At 63.1% G+C, this 20,252-nt stretch carries 17 protein-coding genes; 6 read left to right on the top strand and 11 right to left on the bottom strand.

Translation table 11 applies throughout. From position 1 onward, the window contains the following. Positions 1-19: 19 nt before the first annotated feature. The 4 genes from sdhA to ATF69_RS15280 form a co-directional block, all read right to left on the bottom strand. Positions 20-1,828 (bottom strand): succinate dehydrogenase flavoprotein subunit, encoded by a 1,809-nt coding sequence (sdhA, locus tag ATF69_RS15295; protein WP_008906046.1) that lies wholly within the window; start codon positions 1,826-1,828, stop codon positions 20-22. 22 nt (positions 1,829-1,850) lie between these two features. Further along, the gene (gene sdhD, locus ATF69_RS15290; RefSeq protein WP_015015055.1) at positions 1,851-2,216 is read right to left on the bottom strand and encodes a succinate dehydrogenase, hydrophobic membrane anchor protein; all 366 of its coding nucleotides are present in this window, start codon (positions 2,214-2,216) and stop codon (positions 1,851-1,853) included. A gap of 63 nt (positions 2,217-2,279) precedes the next feature. Continuing rightward, positions 2,280-2,714 (bottom strand): succinate dehydrogenase, cytochrome b556 subunit, encoded by a 435-nt coding sequence (sdhC, locus tag ATF69_RS15285; RefSeq protein WP_146871495.1) that lies wholly within the window; start codon positions 2,712-2,714, stop codon positions 2,280-2,282. Between the two features lie 133 nt (positions 2,715-2,847). After that, positions 2,848-3,636 (bottom strand): GntR family transcriptional regulator, encoded by a 789-nt coding sequence (locus ATF69_RS15280; RefSeq protein WP_056064891.1) that lies wholly within the window; start codon positions 3,634-3,636, stop codon positions 2,848-2,850. A gap of 236 nt (positions 3,637-3,872) precedes the next feature. Here ATF69_RS15280 and ATF69_RS15275 point away from each other — a divergent pair, with 236 nt between their 5' ends. The 6 genes from ATF69_RS15275 (at position 3,873) to ATF69_RS15250 (ending at position 13,140) form a co-directional block, all read left to right on the top strand. Next, entirely contained in the window at positions 3,873-4,859 is a 987-nt protein-coding gene (locus ATF69_RS15275; RefSeq protein WP_015015052.1) for a malate dehydrogenase, read from the top strand. Between the two features lie 20 nt (positions 4,860-4,879). Beyond that, positions 4,880-5,947: an HpcH/HpaI aldolase/citrate lyase family protein gene (locus ATF69_RS15270; protein WP_244303735.1), complete on the top strand. Its 1,068-nt coding sequence runs from the start codon at positions 4,880-4,882 to the stop codon at positions 5,945-5,947. A 32-nt stretch (positions 5,948-5,979) separates the two neighbouring features. Further along, positions 5,980-6,621, top strand: coding sequence for a hypothetical protein (locus ATF69_RS15265; RefSeq protein WP_146871494.1), 642 nt, complete (start codon positions 5,980-5,982; stop codon positions 6,619-6,621). An 87-nt stretch (positions 6,622-6,708) separates the two neighbouring features. Continuing rightward, positions 6,709-9,300, top strand: coding sequence for a bifunctional aconitate hydratase 2/2-methylisocitrate dehydratase (acnB, locus tag ATF69_RS15260; RefSeq protein ID WP_146871493.1), 2,592 nt, complete (start codon positions 6,709-6,711; stop codon positions 9,298-9,300). Between the two features lie 144 nt (positions 9,301-9,444). Next, on the top strand, positions 9,445-12,000 hold the full coding sequence (locus tag ATF69_RS15255; protein WP_146871492.1) for an ankyrin repeat domain-containing protein: 2,556 nt from the start codon (positions 9,445-9,447) through the stop codon (positions 11,998-12,000). A gap of 150 nt (positions 12,001-12,150) precedes the next feature. Beyond that, positions 12,151-13,140 carry a putative transporter gene (locus ATF69_RS15250; RefSeq protein ID WP_146871491.1) on the top strand — a complete coding sequence of 330 codons (990 nt, stop codon included), beginning with the start codon at positions 12,151-12,153 and terminating at the stop codon, positions 13,138-13,140. A gap of 104 nt (positions 13,141-13,244) precedes the next feature. Here the strand turns inward: ATF69_RS15250 and ATF69_RS15245 are convergent, their stop codons facing one another. Genes ATF69_RS15245 through cyoA form a run of 7 tightly spaced genes read right to left on the bottom strand, consistent with a single transcriptional unit; the run spans position 13,245 to position 20,055 of the window. Next, entirely contained in the window at positions 13,245-13,790 is a 546-nt protein-coding gene (locus ATF69_RS15245; protein WP_056064872.1) for a response regulator transcription factor, read from the bottom strand. Between the two features lie 19 nt (positions 13,791-13,809). Next, complete coding sequence (locus ATF69_RS15240) at positions 13,810-15,141, bottom strand: ATP-binding protein (protein ID WP_146871490.1); 1,332 nt, start codon at positions 15,139-15,141, stop codon at positions 13,810-13,812. Beyond that, a complete protein-coding gene (locus tag ATF69_RS15235) occupies positions 15,116-15,934 on the bottom strand; it encodes an SURF1 family protein (RefSeq protein ID WP_146871489.1) in 819 nt (272 codons plus the stop codon). Before ATF69_RS15235 ends, ATF69_RS15240 begins: the two co-directional genes overlap by 26 nt. Beyond that, entirely contained in the window at positions 15,934-16,356 is a 423-nt protein-coding gene (gene cyoD, locus ATF69_RS15230; protein ID WP_056064862.1) for a cytochrome o ubiquinol oxidase subunit IV, read from the bottom strand. Before cyoD ends, ATF69_RS15235 begins: the two co-directional genes overlap by 1 nt. Further along, positions 16,357-16,992 (bottom strand): cytochrome o ubiquinol oxidase subunit III, encoded by a 636-nt coding sequence (gene cyoC / locus ATF69_RS15225; protein WP_015015041.1) that lies wholly within the window; start codon positions 16,990-16,992, stop codon positions 16,357-16,359. It abuts the gene before it with no gap. Further along, the gene (cyoB, locus tag ATF69_RS15220) at positions 16,985-18,988 is read right to left on the bottom strand and encodes a cytochrome o ubiquinol oxidase subunit I (protein ID WP_056064859.1); all 2,004 of its coding nucleotides are present in this window, start codon (positions 18,986-18,988) and stop codon (positions 16,985-16,987) included. Before cyoB ends, cyoC begins: the two co-directional genes overlap by 8 nt. A gap of 8 nt (positions 18,989-18,996) precedes the next feature. Beyond that, entirely contained in the window at positions 18,997-20,055 is a 1,059-nt protein-coding gene (gene cyoA / locus ATF69_RS15215) for a ubiquinol oxidase subunit II (protein WP_116747559.1), read from the bottom strand. Positions 20,056-20,252 lie beyond the last annotated feature (197 nt).

Here is a 20,252-nt window from a genome sequence, read left to right as displayed (position 1 = left end):
TGGGTGCTCCTGTATCCGTTTAGAACGTGCGAACCTTGGGCGGAACTGAGTCCACGGTCAGGGGTTTGAGTTTGACGGGCTTGTAGGTCAGGCTGTTGCTCTCGCTGTGCCACAGGGTGTGCTTCATCCAGTTGGCATCATCGCGGCCCAGTGGTGCCACTGGGTCGTCGGCGGGGCGCTCGTAGTCGCTCACGGTGTGGGCACCACGGCATTCCTTGCGGGCAGCAGCAGACACCATCGTGGCTTGCGCAGCTTCAATCAGGTTCTCGACTTCCAGCGCTTCGATGCGCGCGGTGTTGAACACCTTGGAGTGGTCCTTCAGGCCCACGCTGTTCACACGGTTGCGCAGCTCGGCGATCTTCTTGACGCCTTCGTCCATGCTCGCTTGCGTGCGGAACACACCGGCGTGCAGTTGCATGCTGGCGCGGATGTCGTTGGCCACGTCCTGGGCATATTCGCCGCTGCTGGCGCCTTGCAGGCGGTTGAGGCGCTCCAGGGTGCGGTCGGCCGCATCCTTGGGTAGGGGCTTGTGGTTCTTGTTCTTGTCGTTGAACTCGACAATGTGGTTGCCGGCTGCGCGGCCGAACACCAGCAGGTCCAGCAGCGAGTTGGTGCCCAGGCGGTTGGCGCCGTGCACCGATACGCAAGAGCATTCGCCCACCGCGTATAGGCCGTTGACCACGAGGTTGTCATTGCCGCCTTGCTGCACCACCACCTGACCATTGATGTTGGTGGGGATGCCGCCCATCTGGTAGTGGATGGTGGGCACCACAGGGATCGGTTCCTTGGTGATGTCCACGTTGGCGAAGTTGACGCCGATTTCGTACACCGAGGGCAGGCGCTTGTGGATGGTTTCTGCGCCCAGGTGGTCCAGCTTGAGCAGCACGTAGTCCTTGTTGGGACCACAGCCACGGCCTTCCTTGATTTCCTGGTCCATCGAGCGGGACACGAAGTCGCGCGGTGCCAGGTCCTTCAAGGTGGGCGCATAGCGCTCCATGAACCGCTCGCCATTGCTGTTGAGCAAAATTGCGCCTTCACCGCGGCAGCCTTCGGTCAGCAGCACGCCCGCGCCGGCCACGCCGGTGGGGTGGAACTGCCAGAACTCCATGTCTTCCAGCGGAATGCCTGCGCGTGCGGCCATGCCCAGGCCGTCACCGGTGTTGATGAAGGCGTTGGTCGAGGCAGCAAAAATGCGGCCTGCGCCGCCAGTGGCCAGCAGCGTGGTCTTGGCTTCGAGGATGTGCAGGTCGCCGGTTTCCATTTCGAGCGCCGTCACGCCCACCACGTCACCGTCGGCGTCGCGGATCAGGTCCAGGGCCATCCACTCCACGAAGAAGTTGGTGCGGGCCTTGACGTTTTGCTGGTACAGCGTGTGCAGCATGGCGTGGCCGGTGCGGTCGGCTGCAGCGCAAGCGCGTTGCACGGGCTTTTCACCGTAGTTGGCGGTGTGGCCGCCGAAGGGGCGCTGGTAGATCGTGCCGTCGGTGTTGCGGTCAAAGGGCATGCCCATGTGTTCCAGGTCGTACACGACCTTGGGGGCTTCGCGGCACATGAACTCGATCGCATCCTGGTCGCCGAGCCAGTCGGAGCCCTTGATGGTGTCGTAGAAGTGGTAATGCCAGTTGTCCTCGGACATGTTGCCCAGCGAAGCGCCGATGCCGCCTTGGGCAGCGACGGTGTGCGAACGGGTGGGGAATACCTTGGAGAGAACCGCAACGTTCAGGCCCGCGCGGGCCAGTTGCAGGGATGCCCGCATGCCGGAGCCGCCGGCTCCGATGATGATGACGTCGAACTTGCGCTTGGTGATGTTGGCTTGTGTGTAGCTCATTGTGTACCTTCAATCGCGGGAATCAGAGACGCCACAGAACCTGGATGCCCCAGCCGGCGCAGCTGACCAGCCAGACAATGCTGAACACTTGCAGTGCCAGACGCAGGCCCACGGGCTTGATGTAGTCCATCAGGACTTCGCGCAGGCCGACCCACGCATGCCAGGCAATCGCGACGATCACGGAGAAGGTCAGCACCTTCATCCATTGGGCCGAGAAAATGCCCGCCCATTTGTCGTAGCCGATGGGGCCTTTGGAGAAGATGACCTGGGCCAGCAGGGCCAGGGTGAACAGTGCCATCAGGACTGCCGTGACACGCTGGCTGAGCCAGTCGCGCAGGCCATAGTGGGCGCCGACGACGACGCGCTTGGAACCGTAATTGACGGACATGGAAATTTCCTCTCGTTCTTCAACAGGCGCTGGCTGGCAGCGACCGCCGTTTTTGTGGGTTGATCAGTACTGGCCGAAAAGCTTGGCGCCCAGCACTAGGGCCAGCCCAATGCTGATGACCAGAACGGTCAGGGCAGAGCTCTTGCCAAATTGCTTGTTCACGGCGCTGTGGCTCACGTCCATCCACAGGTGGCGCAGGCCGGCAGTGAAGTGGTGCAGGTAGGCCCAGATCAGGGCCAGAGCGACCAGCTTGATGAACCAGCCAGGCACAAAACCGATGCCGATATTGAAGGCCGCCGAGAATTTGGCGAACGAGATTTCGGAAGACACCGAGGTGTCGAACATCCAGATGATGAAAGGCAGCAGCAGGAACATGATCAGTCCGCTGGCGCGGTGCAAGATCGAAACCCACGCGGCAGGCGTCATGCGGTAGGTCGTCAAGTCCTTGAAGGCATTGATGTTGCGGAATTCAGGCCGTTTTTTGGCTAGTTCTGTCATTTCTGGTGCTTTCGTGGATGTAACTGCTTTGTAATTTGAAGATGCAAAGAACGCAAAATTCTATTGCAACGCAACACAAGGGTTTAGCCGGGCTTGAAATTTTCGACGTTAATGCTCGGGTGCCAGCCTGCTGTCAGCTCAATTCATTACGGTAGTGGTGGGTATCGGTGCGATACAGCCCGCGGCGTAACTCCATGGGAACATCGTTGTAGGTGTAGGCAATGCGCTCGACGCTCAGCAGCGGTGTCACGGGTGTGATTTGCAGCAGTTGGGCTTGTTCCTCGTCGGGCAGCACGGCGCGGATTTTTTCTTCGGCCCGCACCATGCGCACGCCAAAGTCGAGTTCGAACATGGCGTAGGTCGGTCCCTGGTAGTTGGCGAGCTGCTCGGCCGTCAGGCCTTTGAAGGCTTGTCCGGGCAGCCAGATGTCTTCCAAAATGGTGGGCACTCCTGCAAACGACAGGATGCGCCGGGCCTGCATGACGGCATCGCCGCTGCGCAGCGCCAGTGCGCGGGCCACATCGGCGTTGGCCCGCACGCGGCGGCAATCGATCACGCGGCGCTGCGCAGGGCCTTCCACGCGGGCGTCTCCGGTGTCGGGTAACAGCTTGAGAAATCGGTACTGCACATGCTGCTCGGCGTGGGTGGCGACAAAAGTGCCTTTGCCCTGCCGGCGCATCACCAGGTTCTCTGCGGCCAGTTCGTCAATCGCCTTGCGTACGGTGCCCTGGCTGACGCGAAAACGTGCAGCCAGCTCCATTTCGCTCGGAATGGCCTCGCCAGGCTTCCATTCGCCCTGCTGCAGGCTTTGCAGGATCAGTCCCTTGATCTGTTGGTACAGCGGGCTGAACGCTGGCGTGGCGGCTCCCGCTGCGCTCTGCGGGGGCGCGGGGCTGTCTGCTGCGAACGGAAGCGATGACATGGTGTGGGATCTGTAAGTTGTGCGTGTGTTGTGGTGCGGCAGTGCGGTTGCCACATGACAATCGAACGACAAACGTGGTGCAATCATATCTTATATAAGACATAAGACAAATTGACCGGGGTGTCCAATCAGGGGTAAACTCCAATGCTGTTTTGCGGGGCACGGGCTACTGGTGACAGGCGCTGGTGCTTGCGTTGCACACACACCTGTTTTCCTCACTTCCTGGAGTTTTCACCATGAGCAAGAAGCCCGTTCGCGTTGCTGTCACCGGCGCCGCCGGTCAAATCGGTTACGCACTGCTGTTCCGTATCGCCTCCGGCGAAATGCTGGGCAAGGACCAGCCGGTCATTCTGCAATTGCTCGAAGTCCCTGTCGAAGGCCCTCAAAAGGCGCTCAAGGGCGTGATGATGGAGCTGGACGACTGCGCCTTCCCGCTGCTCGTCGAAATGACCGCCCACAGCGATCCCATGACAGCCTTCAAGGATGCCGACTACGCACTGCTGGTCGGCTCGCGCCCACGTGGCCCTGGCATGGAGCGTGCCGAGCTGCTGGCCGTCAACGGCGCCATCTTCACGGCACAAGGCAAGGCCCTGAATGCCGTGGCTTCGCGCGACGTGAAGGTGCTGGTGGTGGGCAACCCTGCCAACACCAATGCCTACATCGCCATGAAGTCGGCCCCTGACCTGCCACGCAAGAACTTCACGGCCATGCTGCGCCTGGACCACAACCGCGCTGCCAGCCAGATCGCTGCCAAGACCGGCAAGGCCGTGGCCGACATCGAAAAGCTGACCGTGTGGGGCAACCACTCGCCCACGATGTACGCTGACTACCGTTTTGCCACCATCAAGGGCGAGAGCGTGGCCAAGATGATCAACGATCAGGAGTGGAACGCCAACACATTCCTGCCCACCGTTGGCAAGCGCGGCGCCGCCATCATTGAAGCCCGTGGCCTGTCGTCGGCAGCGTCTGCAGCCAATGCAGCCATCGACCACATGCGCGACTGGGCCCTGGGCACCAACGGCAAGTGGGTCACCATGGGTGTTCCATCCAACGGCGAATACGGCATTCCCAAGGACGTGATGTTCGGTTTCCCCGTGACCTGCGAAAACGGCGAGTACAAGATCGTTGAAGGTCTGGACATCGACGCGTTCTCGCAAGAGCGCATCAACATCACGCTGGCCGAACTGCAAGGCGAGCAAGACGGCGTCAAGCACCTGCTCTAAACAAGCTGGTGAACGACGCAATGCAGCCGACGCCTGTGGCATCGGGCCTTCGGGTCGCCCAAGCCCCCGCACCAGGGCAGGGCGCTGCGTCCGTCCATCCGCGCGATGTGTTGCTCGGCGCCCAGGCGCAGACCGGTTTTCTGCCGGTTTGTGACCACTACAGCGGCGTCGAAGCGCGCATGCGCAAGAGCCTGCAATTGCAGGCCGAGATGGCGCAGGAGTTTGGCACCTGCGTCTTTGATGTCACCCTCGATTGCGAAGACGGAGCCCCTGTCGGGCTGGAGTCCGCGCATGCAGCGTTGGTGGCAAGCCTGGCACTGAATGCTGCCCCGGGCGCACGGGTTGCGGCCCGCGTTCACGCAGTGGACCACCCTGCATTTGCCAATGACATGGCCACTATTGCAGGCGAGGCTGGGCACAGGCTGTGCCACATCATGATTCCCAAGGTCGAGTCGGTAGACGATGTTCTGCTGGCTGAACGTGCGCTGGAGCGCGCGTCGGCGGCACATGTGCCTTTGCACGTGCTGATCGAGTCTCCTGCCGCCGTGCAGCGCGCGTTTGACATCGCGGCCCACCCCCGCGTGCAGAGCCTGAGTTTCGGGCTCATGGATTTTGTGTCGGCCCATGGCGGTGCCATTCCTGCGCAGGCCATGACCTCTGCCGGGCAGTTCACGCACCCGCTGGTGGTGCGAGCCAAGCTTGAAATTGCCTCGGCCTGCCACGCGCACGGCAAGGTGCCGTCCCATTGCGTGGTCACCGAGTTTTCGGACATGGCAGCCCTGCAAGGTGCTGCCGGCCGCGCATCGCGCGAGCTGGGCTACACACGGATGTGGAGCATCCATCCGGCGCAGATCCGCACCATCCTGCAGGCCTTTGCGCCCCTGCAGGACGATATCGACACCGCAGCCCGGATCATTTCGGCGGCAGCCTTGGAGGACTGGGCACCCATCAGTGTGGATGGGGTATTGCATGACCGTGCCAGCTACCGCTTTTATTGGCAGATTCTGGAGCGCGCCCACAGCACTGGGCGCGCACTACCCTTGGCGGTGCGTCACTGGTTTGACGCATCGACTCTCGTTCCATCGTGAACACCCCTGGACATTTCCACGCAGGACTTCCCATGAAATTCGTCATTGCCTCCGCTCTCATGTTGCTGGCTCCAGCCTTTGCCTTGGCACAAACTACAGCTCAGCCTGCGGCCAAGTCCGACACCAAAGCTGCAGCCAAACCCGCTGCCAAGCCAACCGCCAAGACGGCCGCCAAGCCAGCAGATGGCAAGACCGCAGCCAAGGCTCCCGCCAAGAGCCATGCCACTGCCAAGGCCGAACCCACCAGCAGCCGTACCCAGCTCAAGAGCGCCACCAACCAGGTTGCGGCCGGCATCATCGCCGCTGAAGCAGCCCTGTCGCCCGCCGAACTGGCGATTGCAGAGCGCGTGCACGTGGGGCGCATGCCCTGCGAGCTCGGTGCTTTTGTCACGGTGACAGCCGATCCCGCCACCCCAGGCCACTTCCATGTGGAAGGCAAGGGTTTCAAGTACTACATGTCGCCGGTGGCCACGACCACGGGCACTGTGCGCCTGGAGGACGTCAAGGGTGGTGCCGTGTGGCTGCAGATCGCCAACAAATCCATGCTGATGAACCAGCGCGCTGGTCAGCGTCTGGCTGACGAGTGCATGAGCCCTGAGCAGGTGGTGGTGGCAGAAGCCATCAAGAAGAACCCGCCTGTGAGCGTGCTGGACCCGCTGCCCGCCACCAAGTAAAAACCGCGCGCACCCATCAACGACTGGTGTGTGCCGAGCCGACCGCTACACGCTACGCCCCACTTTAGAACGCAACTGGAGAAAACAATGTTGAAAGCCTACAGAGACCATGCTGCCGAACGCGCCGCACTGGGTATCCCCCCTCTGCCCCTGGACGCCAAGCAGGTGGCTGAGCTGATCGAATTGATCAAGAACCCACCCGCTGGTGAAGAGGCCTTTTTGCTGGACCTGCTCACCCATCGCGTGCCGCCTGGCGTGGACGACGCTGCCAAGGTCAAGGCCAGCTTCCTGGCTGCCGTGGCGCACGGCGACATCACCGTGGGTCTGATCTCCAAGGCCAAGGCCACGGAACTACTGGGCACCATGGTGGGTGGCTACAACGTGCACCCGCTGATCGAGTTGCTGGACGATGCCGAAGTGGCTGGTGTGGCCGCAGAGGGTCTGAAGAAGACGCTGCTGATGTTCGACTTCTTCAATGACGTCGCTGTGAAAGCCAAGGCAGGCAACGCCAAGGCGCAGGAAGTCATCAAGAGCTGGGCCGATGCCGAGTGGTTCACCACCCGTCCTGAGGTCGAGAAGAAGATTACCGTCACAGTGTTCAAAGTGCCCGGTGAGACCAACACCGACGACCTGTCGCCCGCACCGGATGCCTGGAGCCGCCCAGACATCCCGCTGCACTACCTGGCCATGCTGAAGAACACCCGCCCTGATGCGGCGTTCAAGCCCGAAGAAGACGGCAAGCGTGGTCCGATGCAGTTCATCGAAGACCTCAAGAAGAAGGGCAACCTCGTGGCCTACGTGGGCGACGTGGTGGGCACCGGTTCAAGCCGCAAGTCGGCGACCAACAGTGTGATCTGGGCCACGGGCCAGGACATCCCGTTTGTGCCGAACAAGCGTTTTGGTGGTGTCACGCTGGGCGGCAAGATCGCTCCCATCTTCTTCAACACGCAAGAAGATTCGGGCTCGCTGCCGATCGAAGTCGATGTATCCAAGCTCGAAATGGGCGACGTGGTCGACATCCTGCCCTACGACGGCAAGATTGTGAAGAACGGCGCCACCGTGGCCGAGTTCAAGCTCAAGAGCGATGTGCTGTTTGACGAAGTGCGTGCCGGTGGCCGTATCAACCTCATCATCGGTCGTTCGCTGACGGCCAAGGCCCGCGAGTTCCTGGGCCTGGCAGCATCCACGCTGTTCCGCCTGCCCCAGGCACCTGCCGCTTCGAAGGCCGGCTTCACCCTCGCCCAGAAGATGGTTGGACGTGCTGTCGGTCTGCCAGAAGGCCAGGGCGTGCGCCCCGGTACCTACTGCGAGCCCAAGATGACCACCGTGGGCTCGCAAGACACCACGGGTCCCATGACCCGCGACGAGCTGAAGGATCTGGCCTGCCTGGGCTTCTCGGCCGATCTGGTCATGCAGTCGTTCTGCCACACGGCTGCCTACCCCAAGCCTGTGGACGTGAAGACCCACCGCGAACTGCCCGCGTTCATCAGCAACCGCGGCGGCGTGGCCCTGCGCCCCGGCGACGGCGTGATCCACAGCTGGCTCAACCGCCTGCTGCTGCCTGACACCGTGGGTACGGGTGGCGATTCACACACGCGTTTCCCCATCGGTATTTCGTTCCCGGCAGGCTCTGGCCTGGTGGCTTTCGGCGCTGCGACGGGTGTGATGCCTCTGGACATGCCCGAGTCGGTGCTGGTGCGCTTCAAGGGCGAAATGCAACCGGGCGTGACGCTGCGCGACCTGGTGCACGCGATTCCGCTGTACGCGATCAAGGCTGGTCTGCTCACGGTGGCCAAGGCGGGCAAGAAGAACATCTTCTCGGGCCGCATCCTCGAAATCGAAGGCCTGCCCAACCTGAAGGTCGAGCAAGCGTTTGAGCTGTCGGACGCTTCGGCAGAGCGTTCCGCCGCTGGTTGCACCATCAAGCTCAACCCCGAGCCGGTCAAGGAATACCTGACCAGCAACGTGGTGCTGATGAAGAACATGATCGCTGACGGCTATGCCGACGCCCGCACGCTGCAACGCCGCATCGAGAAGGTCGAAGCCTGGCTGGCCAACCCCAACCTGCTCGAAGCCGACAAGGATGCGGAATACGCCGCCGTCATCGAGATTGATCTGGCCGACATCAAGGAACCCATCCTGTGCTGCCCCAACGACCCCGACGACGCCAAGACCCTGTCGGAAGTGGCTGGCACCAAGATCGATGAAGCCTTCATTGGTTCTTGCATGACCAACATCGGCCACTTCCGGGCAGCAGCCAAGCTGCTGGGCGGCAGCCGTGACATCCCCGTCAAGCTGTGGGTGGCTCCGCCCACCAAGATGGACGAGAGCGAACTGATCAAGGAAGGTCATTACGCCAACTTTGGTGCTGCCGGCGCCCGTACCGAAATGCCCGGCTGCTCGCTGTGCATGGGCAACCAGGCGCAGGTGCGCGAAGGCGCTACGGTGGTGTCCACCTCCACCCGCAACTTCCCCAACCGCCTGGGCAAGAACACCAACGTGTTCCTGGCCTCCGCCGAGCTGGCCGCCATCGCGTCCAAGCTGGGCAAGATCCCCTCGGTGGCCGAATACCACGAAGCCATGGGTATCGTGAACAAGGACGGCGCTTCGATCTACAAGTACCTGAACTTCGACCAGATCGAAGAGTACGCAGAAACCGCCAAGGGCGTCACCGCCTGATCCTCGCGTTCTTTGCGCAACAGAAGCGGCCCTCAGGGGCCGCTTTTTTTTGGCCCACCTTGGGTGTCACACAAACGTCATCCATTCGTCACTATTCTGGAGCCCATAACAAGACATCCATAACAACAACAAAAGGAGGGAGCCATGGGCAACACCATGGGCCGAGGGGTATTGCTGGTTTTCTGCGCCATCTTTGCGGTGGTGTTCGGTGCTGGTGGGTATTGGGCAGGTTTGCGGCCCTTAGCTGAAACGGCGCTGGCAGCCTGGACCGTGCGCTCATGGCAGCCCGTGCCGGCCCAGGTGCTAGATGTGCAACTGAAGCAGCACGCGGGCAGCGAGGGCGGTACCACCTATCAGGTGCTTGCCCGGTACCGCTACACCGTGGTGGGCCAAACGTACGAAGCGCAGCGTGTGGGGCTGGACCTGCACCCCAGTGCCGACAACGTGGGCGACTGGCAGGCGCAATGGCACCGCGCCCTGCGCCAAGCGCAGGAGCGGGGCGAATCCATCACAGCCTGGGTTAACCCACAGGCCCCTGCTCAAGCCCTGCTGGACCGCAGCATCCGCTGGCGGCTGCAAATTTTCCGGCTGCCGTTTACCCTGGTGTTCACCGGCGTCGGGGTGACTGCTGCATGGATGTTTCTGCGCATCTTGAGGCGCCCCCAGGACGATGTACCAGACCTGGAGCCAACGCATTCCCTGGCCAAGGGGCAGGGGGCGTTGTGGTTCTTCGCGGTATTCTGGTGTGGCATCGCTTTCCCTATGGCCGCCTTGTTCTGGTCGGACGGCAAAGGGCCCTGGTGGGCCAAGGGCTTCATAGGCGTCTTTGTGGTGATCGGCGTGGGCTTGGTCGCTGCAGCCTGGCAGAACAGCCGCAAGGCCTGGCGCTACCAGGGGGTTGGTATGACGGCCCTGCCATCGTGGCCCATGGCGGGGCGGTCGGTCGAAATCACGCTGGTGTTGCCTGCGCGGGCTGTGCAGCAAGCGGGGTCCGAAAACCTGCGCATGCAGCTGGCGCAATACCGTGTGGACGAATCCAGCTCCGGTTCGCCCGAGCGCCAGGTGGAAGTGCTGAAGGCCACGGCGCGGCACCAGCCGACGGGCGATGGCGGCATGCGACTGGTAGCGCGTTTTGAACTGCCTGATGACTCCCCCACCCATGGTTCGCGGCGCGGTGGCGAGCGGGTGGACTGGCGACTGGAACTGGTGCGCGCCGATGGTGCGCTGGAGCTGGCGTATGACCTGGCGGTCCAGGCCGCCACCCCGTCCTGGGCTGAGGCCGCTTCGGTGCCGGACCGCTTTGACCGGCGGGCGCAGTGGACGCAGGAAGTCCCCATCGAGCCGGTCGTCTTGGGCCGCGATGCCGCCTCTCAGCCGTTGGATCTACCGGGCATGGGGAAGTCTGCTGACTCCCCAGGCTTTCTTCCCCCTGGCGTGCGTTTGACCGAGACGCCAGATGCCTGGTCCCTCGCGTTCACGCAGACCGCTTGGCGCTGGTCCGCGGCGGTGGCCCTGGCTTTGCTGGCGCTGGAATGGTGGGTGAACGACCGCATCCAGCCCCGCGCCCTGGTGCTGCCGAGCGGCTTTTGGGGTTGGTTGGCTGTGTTGGTGCTACCTGCCTGGGCCTTGCATGCCGCCACCCGGCGGTGGACGCTGCGGGTGCAGGACGATGGCCTGGTCGTGCGTCGCGGCTCTTGGGTTTGGTCTCGCGTGGCGACGTTGCCAGGCGAGTCCAGCCAGTCGCTGGTGCACAAGCTGCAGTTCGCGGCGGGGACCCAGGCCTACCACGCGGTGCTGGGCAAGGATGCATCAGGGCATTCGCAAACGCTGACACCAGGGCTGAGCGGCACGGCTGCCGCGCAGGCCGTGGGCCAGGCCGTGGCACGTGCGTGGCTGGATCGTCGGGGGCGCTTCACGCCAGGGGCGCAGCGGCCCCAGGTGGCTGCCCATTCACGCCCAGCCTGGGGTGGTTGGGCATGGCTCTTGGCCTTTGGCTTGCTCGTGTGGTGGGCCCATGGCGGGCGTGCGGTGTGGGGGGCAGGTCGCAGCGCTGTACTGCAAGCCCCTGCGGCAGTGGCTTCATCGCGCATTTGGGCGCCTGCAGATGCCCGCCTGATGGACGCTCAGAACACGGGCGATGCCAGCGCACTGGCGCAGGCCCTGCGCGATGGCGCCAACCCCAACCTGCTGGCAGACACCGGCTCCTCCGTGCTGATGCTGGCCGCCCACCGGGGGCAGTTGGCGCATGTGGAGGCGCTGCTGCAAGCCGGGGCCGAGCCCGATCTGCGGCAGACGGCCAAGGACAGCGAGCGCGGCGATACGGCCCTGCTGCGGGCCTTTTATGGCGGCCATCTGGCGGTGGCGCAACGCTTGGCGCAGGCGGGCGCCAGCCTGCAAGCCCGCAACCGCTGGGACTGGGGCACCGTGCACATGGCCGCGCAAAGCGGCTGCGTGCCTTGCCTGGATTGGCTCAAAGAGCAAGGGCAATCGCTGACCGAACCCGCGCCCGCCAGCCGAGGCGAGACCCCCGCCATGCTGGCCGCAGCCAAAGGGCGGGTGGCCGTGCTGCGTTGGCTGGATGAGCAGGGAGTGGATCTTTCGCAGAAAGACCCGCACGGAAAGAGCGCGTTGGATTGGTCGCGCTGGGGTGGGCAGCAGGCGGCTCAGGAATGGCTGGAGCAAAGGGCCCGGCCGCGCTAGCCAGAGGCTGGCGCCGGGTCTGCGCGCGGTGCGAAGGCTGGTTGGCCGGTGTCTGCCCCGGCGGCAGGCGATCAGTGGCATTGTTTACTGCGGAACGATCATTGCGTGTGGCACTCAGAATTCGCAGAACCATTCCAACACGGCACTACGATGTTCAAGTCCTTCTTTTTCGCCCGCCGCTGGTGGGCCTGGTCCATCTTGGGTTCTCTCGTCATTCTTCTGGCCACGGCTTACCGTGTGCAGCTGGACGTGCAGATCAACGACTGGTTCGGCAGCTTTTACGATCTCATACAGGAGGCTCTGGGTAAGCCTGGCAGCATCACCGCAGAGCAGTTCTGGGGACAGCTTTCAACCTTCGCGCGCATTGCCATGATCTATGTGACGACGGCGGTGCTGGCGGATTTTTTCAGCAAACACTACATCTTTCGTTGGCGGCAGGCGATGAATGAGCATTACATGGCGGCCTGGCCACGCCTGCGGCACATCGAGGGTGCGGCACAGCGTGTGCAGGAGGACACCATGCGTTTCGCCCGCACGATGGAAGATCTGGGCCTGAGTTTCATGCGCAGCCTCATGACGCTCGGGGCCTTTCTGCCGGTGCTCTGGACGCTGTCCGACAAAGTCACTGCGCTGCCCCTCATCGGTGCCGTTCCGCATTCCCTGGTCTGGGTCGCGCTGGCCTGGTCATTGGGGGGCACGCTGCTGCTGGCCTGCGTGGGTGTGAAGCTACCGGGGCTGGAGTTTCACAACCAGCGGGTGGAGGCGGCGTCCCGCAAGGAGCTGGTGCTGGGCGAGGACGACCCGAACCGGGCTTCTCCGCCCACGGCGGCTGAGCTGTTCGCGGGCGTGCGCCGCAATTACTTCCGGCTGTTTTTCCACTACCTGTACTTCGATGTGGTGAAGTGGTCTTACCTGCAGGTGAGTGTGCTGGTGCCCCTGGTGGCTTTGGGCCCCACGCTGATCGCGGGGGTGATCACCCTGGGGGTGATGCAGCAGATTGCCCGGGCCTTTGACAAGGTGCTGGAGTCGTTCCAGTTTCTGGTGCTGAACTGGAGCACGGTGGTGGAACAGATATCGATCTACAAGCGTTTGCGCGCTTTCGAGCAGCAGATGCTGAAGGCGGTGCCTGAGGCTGCCTGAGTGCTGTTTGGGAGCCGCAGGAGCGCGTGACCGGCCGTGCAGATTGCGCCCCGCGAGATGGATCGGCACCGAAACAGGGGAGGGCGGGTCCAAAGCCGTTGCGGCTAACGCACCTGTTTCTTTTCGAGCTTGCGTGTGAGGGTGCGGCGGTGCATACCCAGGCGCCGCGCGGCCTCTGACAGGTTGAAGCCTGTTTCAGCCAGTACCTCGTTGATGCGTTCCCATTCCAGTGTCTTGATGGAACTGGAGCGATTGGTCAGTTCCACCTCGGCATTGCCTTCTTTGAGCCCAAATGCAGCTTCAATGTCGTCGGTGTTGGAGGGCTTGGCGAGATAGTGGCACGCGCCCAGTTTCACGGCTTCCACGGCGGTGGCAATGCTGGCAAAACCCGTGAGCACCACGATCAACATCTCGTCGTCAGCGGCGTGCAGTGTCTGCACGCAGGCCAGGCCTGAGGCCTCTCCCTTGAGCTTGAGGTCCACCACCGCATACCCGGGCTGGTGCTGCTCCAGCAACACCTCTACGTCGGCCAGGCTCGCTGCCTGCAACACGCTGTAGCCGCGCCGTTCAAACGAGCGGGCCAGCGTGCGCGCAAAGGCTTCGTCGTCCTCGACGATCAGCAGCTGTCGTTGCGCTTCTTCAGTGTCCACGGTGGGTTCTTTCGTTCATTCATACCTTCGGGGGGAGCGCAATCGAGGCCAGGGGCAATTCGATGGTCACCTGTGCCCCCCCTTCGGAACGGTTGCGCGCCTCCACGCTGCCGCCCAGGGTTCGGGCCACGTTCAGCACCAGATACAGGCCCAGACCACCGCCGGGGCGGTTTTTGGAGGACTGGTAGGGAGTACCAAGCTTGGACAGCATGTCGGGTGCAAAGCCGGGGCCGGCATCGGTCACAGTCATGCACAAGGCGTCGGCATTGCGCGTGACCGCCAGCCGCACCCAGCCTGGCGAGGCGTCACGTGCATTGTCCAGCACATTGAAAACCATTTGCTTGAGGGTGGTGTCCGACACCATGGGCGTGTCGGTGCCGAAGTCGTTGTCGTAGTCGAACTGGGGGATCGTACGAGTGCTGCGCCACTCCTGTGCCAGCGCGTCGACAAACTTGCGCACAGTGGTCTGCACCGACGCCTCGCCGCGCGTTTCACCCGCCGACAGCAGGATGCCGCTCACGATGCTCTTGCACCGCTGTACCTGCGTCTGCATCTCGGCAATGTCTTCCTTGAGCGCAGCATTGCTGGTCAGCCGCTTGTCGTGCTGCCAGTCGCCCAGGATGACCGCCAGGGTGGACAGGGGTGTGCCCAGCTCGTGTGCGGCCCCCGACGCCAGCAGGCCCATGCGCACGATGTGCTCTTCTTCCACGCGGCGCCGGCGTGCGGCCGCCAGGCGGGCATCGCGCTCGCGCAGGTTGCGGTTGATGCGGGTGATGAACACCATCACCAGCGTGGCGTTGAGCACAAAACACACCAGCAGCCCAAGCACATACAGGCTCGACAGGCCCTGGTGCAGATCCTGGGGCAGGGCCAGTGGCAGGTGGTGGTCTGCCAGCGCCGCAAAGCACAGGACGGTGATGATCACGATGGACCAGATGTAGGCACCGCGCAGCAGCACGGCGCCGAGCGTGATCTGCAACAGGTACAAAAACACGAAGGGGTTGCTGGTGCCACCGCTCAGGTACAGCTGTACCGTGAGCACCGCCACGTCGATCAGCAGCGCCAGAAACAGCTCCACATTGCGCACCGCGCGGCCCGTGCGCAGGCGCAGCAGGCTCACCACGTTGAAGACCGCCAGGCAGCCGACCACGAGCAGCATCTCCTGCAGCGGCAGCTTCAAGCCCAGGCTGTAGTGCGCCATCTCGATGGTGAACACCTGGCCCACCACTGCAATCCAGCGCAGCTCGATCAGTTGCTGGAGGTTCTTGATCCCGGCGGCGGCGTCGGCGGAACGTGCATTGCGCGGCGCAGTGGCCAGCGCAGGGTCAGGGCGTTGTGGGAGGGTGTTCATCGTGGGTCGGGAGGCGGCTGGTGGCCCGTGCGCCCAGGCGGCGCTCATAGCGTGCCACATACCAGCCGGCAACGACAACCATGAGCGCAAGACCATACCAGGTCAGGGCGTACACCAGGTGGCTGTTGTGGAACCGGATGACGGTCAGGCCAGCGCGGGGCCAGCCGGAGGCGGCTGAAGACGCCGCTGCGGTACCCGGAAGTCCTGCGTCCACAAAAAATGGAGCCGCCCGGGTCAGACCCAGCGCGCTGCTGATGGCCGCCACGTCGCGCGAGTACCAGCGCTGTTGCGCCGGGTCGTTGGTGCGCAGAAAGCCGCCGCCCGGCTCTGCCATGCGCAACAGCCCCTGGACGGTGGCCGTGCCATCGGCGGGTGGCTGAGCCTCCAGCCATTGGGCGCGTTGCTCCTGGGGCACAAAGCCCAGGTTCACCAGCACCTGGGTACCGTCATCCCGTTGCAGGGCAGTCATTACCCAGAACCCCGCGCCCAGCTCGGTGACCGCCTGCGTCAGCACCGTTTTGCCGGGCAGCCAGTGGCCCTGAAAGACCACCGGCAGGTACTCATGCTGTGCGGCACGGATGTCAGACCATTGCTCCACAGGGGGCAGTGCGGCTGGTGCGGCGTGCACCCGTTGGTCTACTCTTTCGATGAGGTCCAGCTTCCAGGCACGGCGCTGGACCTGCCAGGTGCCCAGCGACACAAAGCCCAGAAACAGGGCCATGCCCAGCACCAGCAGGACTGCGCGGCGCAACCCCCGGCGCGGCAGTGCCATGGTGGTGGGGGCTGCAGGCATCAGGGCGTGGAGTGTCCTGGCGCCTCGTGCGTGGGCGGCGTGGGCGTGGGGTGCTCGGGCATCATGTTGGCGTTCATGTGGAACATCACCCACAAGGTTCCCGCGATGGCGATGGCCACGAACACCACGGTGAAGATGGTGGACAGCAGCGTCCAGCCGCCTTCGATCTTGCCGTTCATGTGCAGGAAGAACACCATGTGCACCAGGATCTGGATCACGGCGAAGCCGCCCAGCACCAGCACAGCCGTGTTGCGGTCCGCAATCACCTTGGCCATCACCAGCCAGAAGGGAATGGCCGTGAGGATGACGGACAACACAAACCCCATCACATAGCCCGAAAAGGTGCTGTGGGGGCCTGCGTCGTGGTGGTGATCGTCATGCCCATGCGCATCGTGCGCGTGTGTTGCGTGTTGTGCGCTCATTTACAGCACCCCCATCAGATACACAAAGGTGAAAACGCCGATCCAGACCACGTCCAAGAAGTGCCAGAACATGGACAGGCACATCAGGCGGCGGTTGTTCTCGGGGATCAGGCCATGCTTGCCAATCTGGACCATCAGCACCACCAGCCAGATCAGGCCGAAGGTGACGTGCAGGCCGTGGGTGCCCACCAGCGTGAAGAACGCCGACAGGAAGGCACTGCGCTGCGGGCCTGCGCCCTCGTGCAGCAGGTGTGAGAACTCATACAGCTCCAGGCCCAGGAAGCACAGGCCAAACACGCCCGTGACCGCCAGCCACAGCAGCGTGCCCTTCACGTCGCCCAGCTGCTTGCGCAGCATGGCAAAACCGAAGGTGATGGACGACAGCAGCAGGAAGGCGGTGTTGATGGCCACCAGGGTCAGGTCGAACAGCTGCGCGCCCGTGGGGCCTGCGGCATAGCTGCGGCCCAGCACGCCGTAAGTGGCGAACAGTGCTGCAAAGATGAGACAGTCGCTCATCAGGTACAGCCAGAAACCCAGGGCCGTGCCGTTTTCAGGATGGGGCTCGTGCGCGAGGTGGTACTCGCGCGGGGCCAGGGCGCCTGCTGCGGCGCCAGCGTGGATGCGGATATCAGACATGGCGGGCCAGTTGGAGTGTGCGGGCTTCTTCGGTGGAGATCACTTCGGATGCCGGGATGTAGAAGTCACGCTTGTAGTTGAACGTGTGGATGATGGCGGCCAGAACGACGGCCGCAAACGAGACGCCCGCCAGCAGCCACATGTGCCAGATCAGTGCAAAGCCGAACACCAGCGACAGCCCCGAGATCACCACGCCAGCGCCGGTGTTGGCAGGCATGTGGATGGGCTGGAAGCCCGCCAGAGGACGCTTGTATCCGTGCTTCTTCATGTCCCACCACGCGTCGATCTCGTGCACCACGGGGGTGAAGGCGAAGTTGTAGTTGGGTGGAGGCGAAGAGGTGGCCCATTCCAGCGTGCGGCCGTCCCAGGGGTCGCCCGTCCAGTCGCGCAGTTGTTCGCGCTTGAGGAAGCTGACCACCAGCTGGATCAGGAAGCAGCCAATGCCGGCGGCAATCATGGCCGCGCCGATGGCAGCGATGACGAACCAGATCTGCAGCGACTGGTCTTCGAAGTGGTTGGCACGGCGGGTGACACCCATCAGGCCCAGCACATACAGCGGCGTGAACGCCACCCAGAAGCCCACCAGCCACAGCCAGAAGGAGCGCACGCCCCAGGTGCGGTCCAGCTTGTAGCCAAACGCCTTGGGGTACCAGTAGTTGATGCCGGCAAACATGGCAAACACCACGCCGCCGATGATCACGTTGTGGAAGTGGGCGATCAGGAACAGGCTGTTGTGCAGCACGAAGTCGGCAGGGGGCACGGCCAGCAGCACGCCGGTCATGCCGCCGATGGCGAACGTGACCATGAATGCCACGGTCCACATCATGGGCAGCTCGAAGCGGATGCGGCCCTTGTACATGGTGAACAGCCAGTTGAAGATCTTCGCGCCCGTGGGGATCGAGATGATCATCGTCGTGATACCGAAGAAGGTGTTCACGCTGGCACCCGAACCCATGGTGAAGAAGTGGTGCAGCCACACCAGGTACGACAGGATGGTGATACACACCGTGGCATACACCATGGACGTGTAGCCGAACAGGCGCTTTTTGCTGAACGTGGCGACCACTTCGGAGAACACACCGAACGCGGGCAGCACCAGGATGTACACCTCAGGGTGGCCCCAGATCCAGATCAGGTTCACGTAGAGCATGGGGTTGCCACCCAGCTCGTTGGTGAAGAAGTTGGTGCCGACATAGCGGTCCAGTGACATCAGCACCAGCGCGGCCGTGAGCACTGGGAACGACGCAACGATCAGTGCGTTGGTGCACAGGGCGGTCCAGGTGAACACGGGCATCTTCATCAGGCTCATGCCCGGCGCGCGCATCTTGATGATGGTCACGATCAGGTTGATGCCCGAGAGCGTCGTGCCCACCCCCGCGATCTGCAGCGCCCAGATGTAGTAGTCCAGGCCGGTGCTGGGGCTCTGCGCCCCCAGGTTGGACAGTGCCAGCCAGCCGGAGGTGGAGAACTCGCCCAGGAACAGCGACACCATCACCAGCACGGCGCCGGCCGTGGTCATCCAGAAGCTGAAGTTGTTCAGGAACGGGAACGACACGTCGCGCGCGCCGATCTGCAGCGGCACCAGGTAGTTCATCAGGCCGGTGACCAGCGGCATCGCCACGAAGAAGATCATGATCACGCCGTGGGCGGTGAAGATCTGGTCGTAGTGGTGCGGAGGCAGGTAACCCATGTTGTCGCCAAAGGCCATGGCCTGCTGCAGGCGCATCATCACGGCGTCGGCAAAGCCGCGCAGCAGCATCACCAGGCCCAGGATCATGTACATGATGCCGATGCGTTTGTGGTCAATGCTGCAGATCCAGTCGCGCCACAGGGGTCCCCACAGGCGGAACTTGGTGATGCCGGCCAGAACGACCAGGCCGCCCAACACCACGGCAATGAAGGTGGCCAGCACGATGGGCTCATGCGCCATCGGTACGGCGTCCCAGCTCAGGCGGCCCAGCGCCCAGTGGGATGGAGAAAGGGTTTCGGAGGACATAGTAGTGCTCATTGACGGATGCTGGCGCCAGTCGTTGGTGCCGGTGCGTTGCGGGTTTCGAGTGCGGCCACCACCTGGGCGGCGTTTTGCACAGTGCAGACGTCCTGGGGCAGGTTCAGCCCTGCAGCGCGCATGTAAGCGTCGCCACCCAGGGCATCGATGGCCATCATGTGGTGCATGCACATCTTTCCGTCTTCGACGCAGCGGTTGAGCACCTTGTCATATAGGCCTTCTTCCACCGAGGCAAAGCGCTGCACCGGATCACGTTCGCTGGGCTTGACCAGGTTCAGGTAGGTGCCCTTGTCCAGGGGCTTGCCTTCGGTCTTGGCTTTTTGCACCCACTGGGCAAAGTCCTCGTTGCTCAGGCCATGGAACTTGAACGTCATGCCCGAGAAACCCGCGCCGCTGTAGTGCGACGACATGCCCTTGAACACGCCAGGCTTGTTGATCACCGCGTTCAGCTCGGTCTGCATGCCGGGCATGGCGTAGATCATGCCGGCAAGGTCTGGCACGTAGAACGCGTTCATGGTGGACGTGGCCGTCAGCTTGAACAGGATCGGGCGGTCCACCGGGGCCGCCACTTCATTCACGGTGGCGATGCCTTGCTCGGGGTAGAAGAACAGCCACTTCCAGTCCATGGCCACTACCTGCACTTCAAGCGGCTTCACATCGGCGGGGACGGCGCGCTGCGCGTCGATGCGGTCCAGGGGACGGTAGGGGTCGAGCTTGTGGGTGCCGATCCAGGTGATGGCGCCCAGCGCAATGATGATCAGCAGCGGCACGGTCCAGATCACCAGCTCCAGCGTGGTGGAGTGGTGCCATTCCGGGTCGTACTCGGCCTCGGTGTTGCCCTGGCGGTATTTCCAGGCAAACAGCAGGGTGAGCGCGATCACGGGCACGATGATGATCAGCATCAGCAGCGTGGCGGTGATGACCATCTGGCCCTGCTGGGCAGCGACGTCACCGGCAGGGTTGAGCACGACAGCCTTGCTGCAGCCTGCCAGGCTACCCAGCGCTGTCAGGGCGAGCAGCCAGGTGGGCCCACGAAGTTGGGGAAGTTTGAGCATGTGTAGAGCGCGATCAATGCGTTTCAGGGTAAACGCGGATAACGGGATGTGTGCGAATGTACTAGCGCTAGCTTTTTTGTCGATTGGACATTTTGTCCAAGGTCAAACGCACGGGCAGTATTTGCACCAAGTTGGTGCAATTAGAGCGTTGAAGGACATTTCCTGCAGCTGGCATAGTGAAACCGCACTTGTCGCCC

This window comes from Acidovorax delafieldii (assembly GCF_007993815.1).
Classification (GTDB): domain Bacteria; phylum Pseudomonadota; class Gammaproteobacteria; order Burkholderiales; family Burkholderiaceae_C; genus Acidovorax; species Acidovorax delafieldii.
The sequence above is the reverse complement of the archived record's forward strand: the minus strand, read 5'-3'. Positions and strand labels throughout refer to the sequence as shown.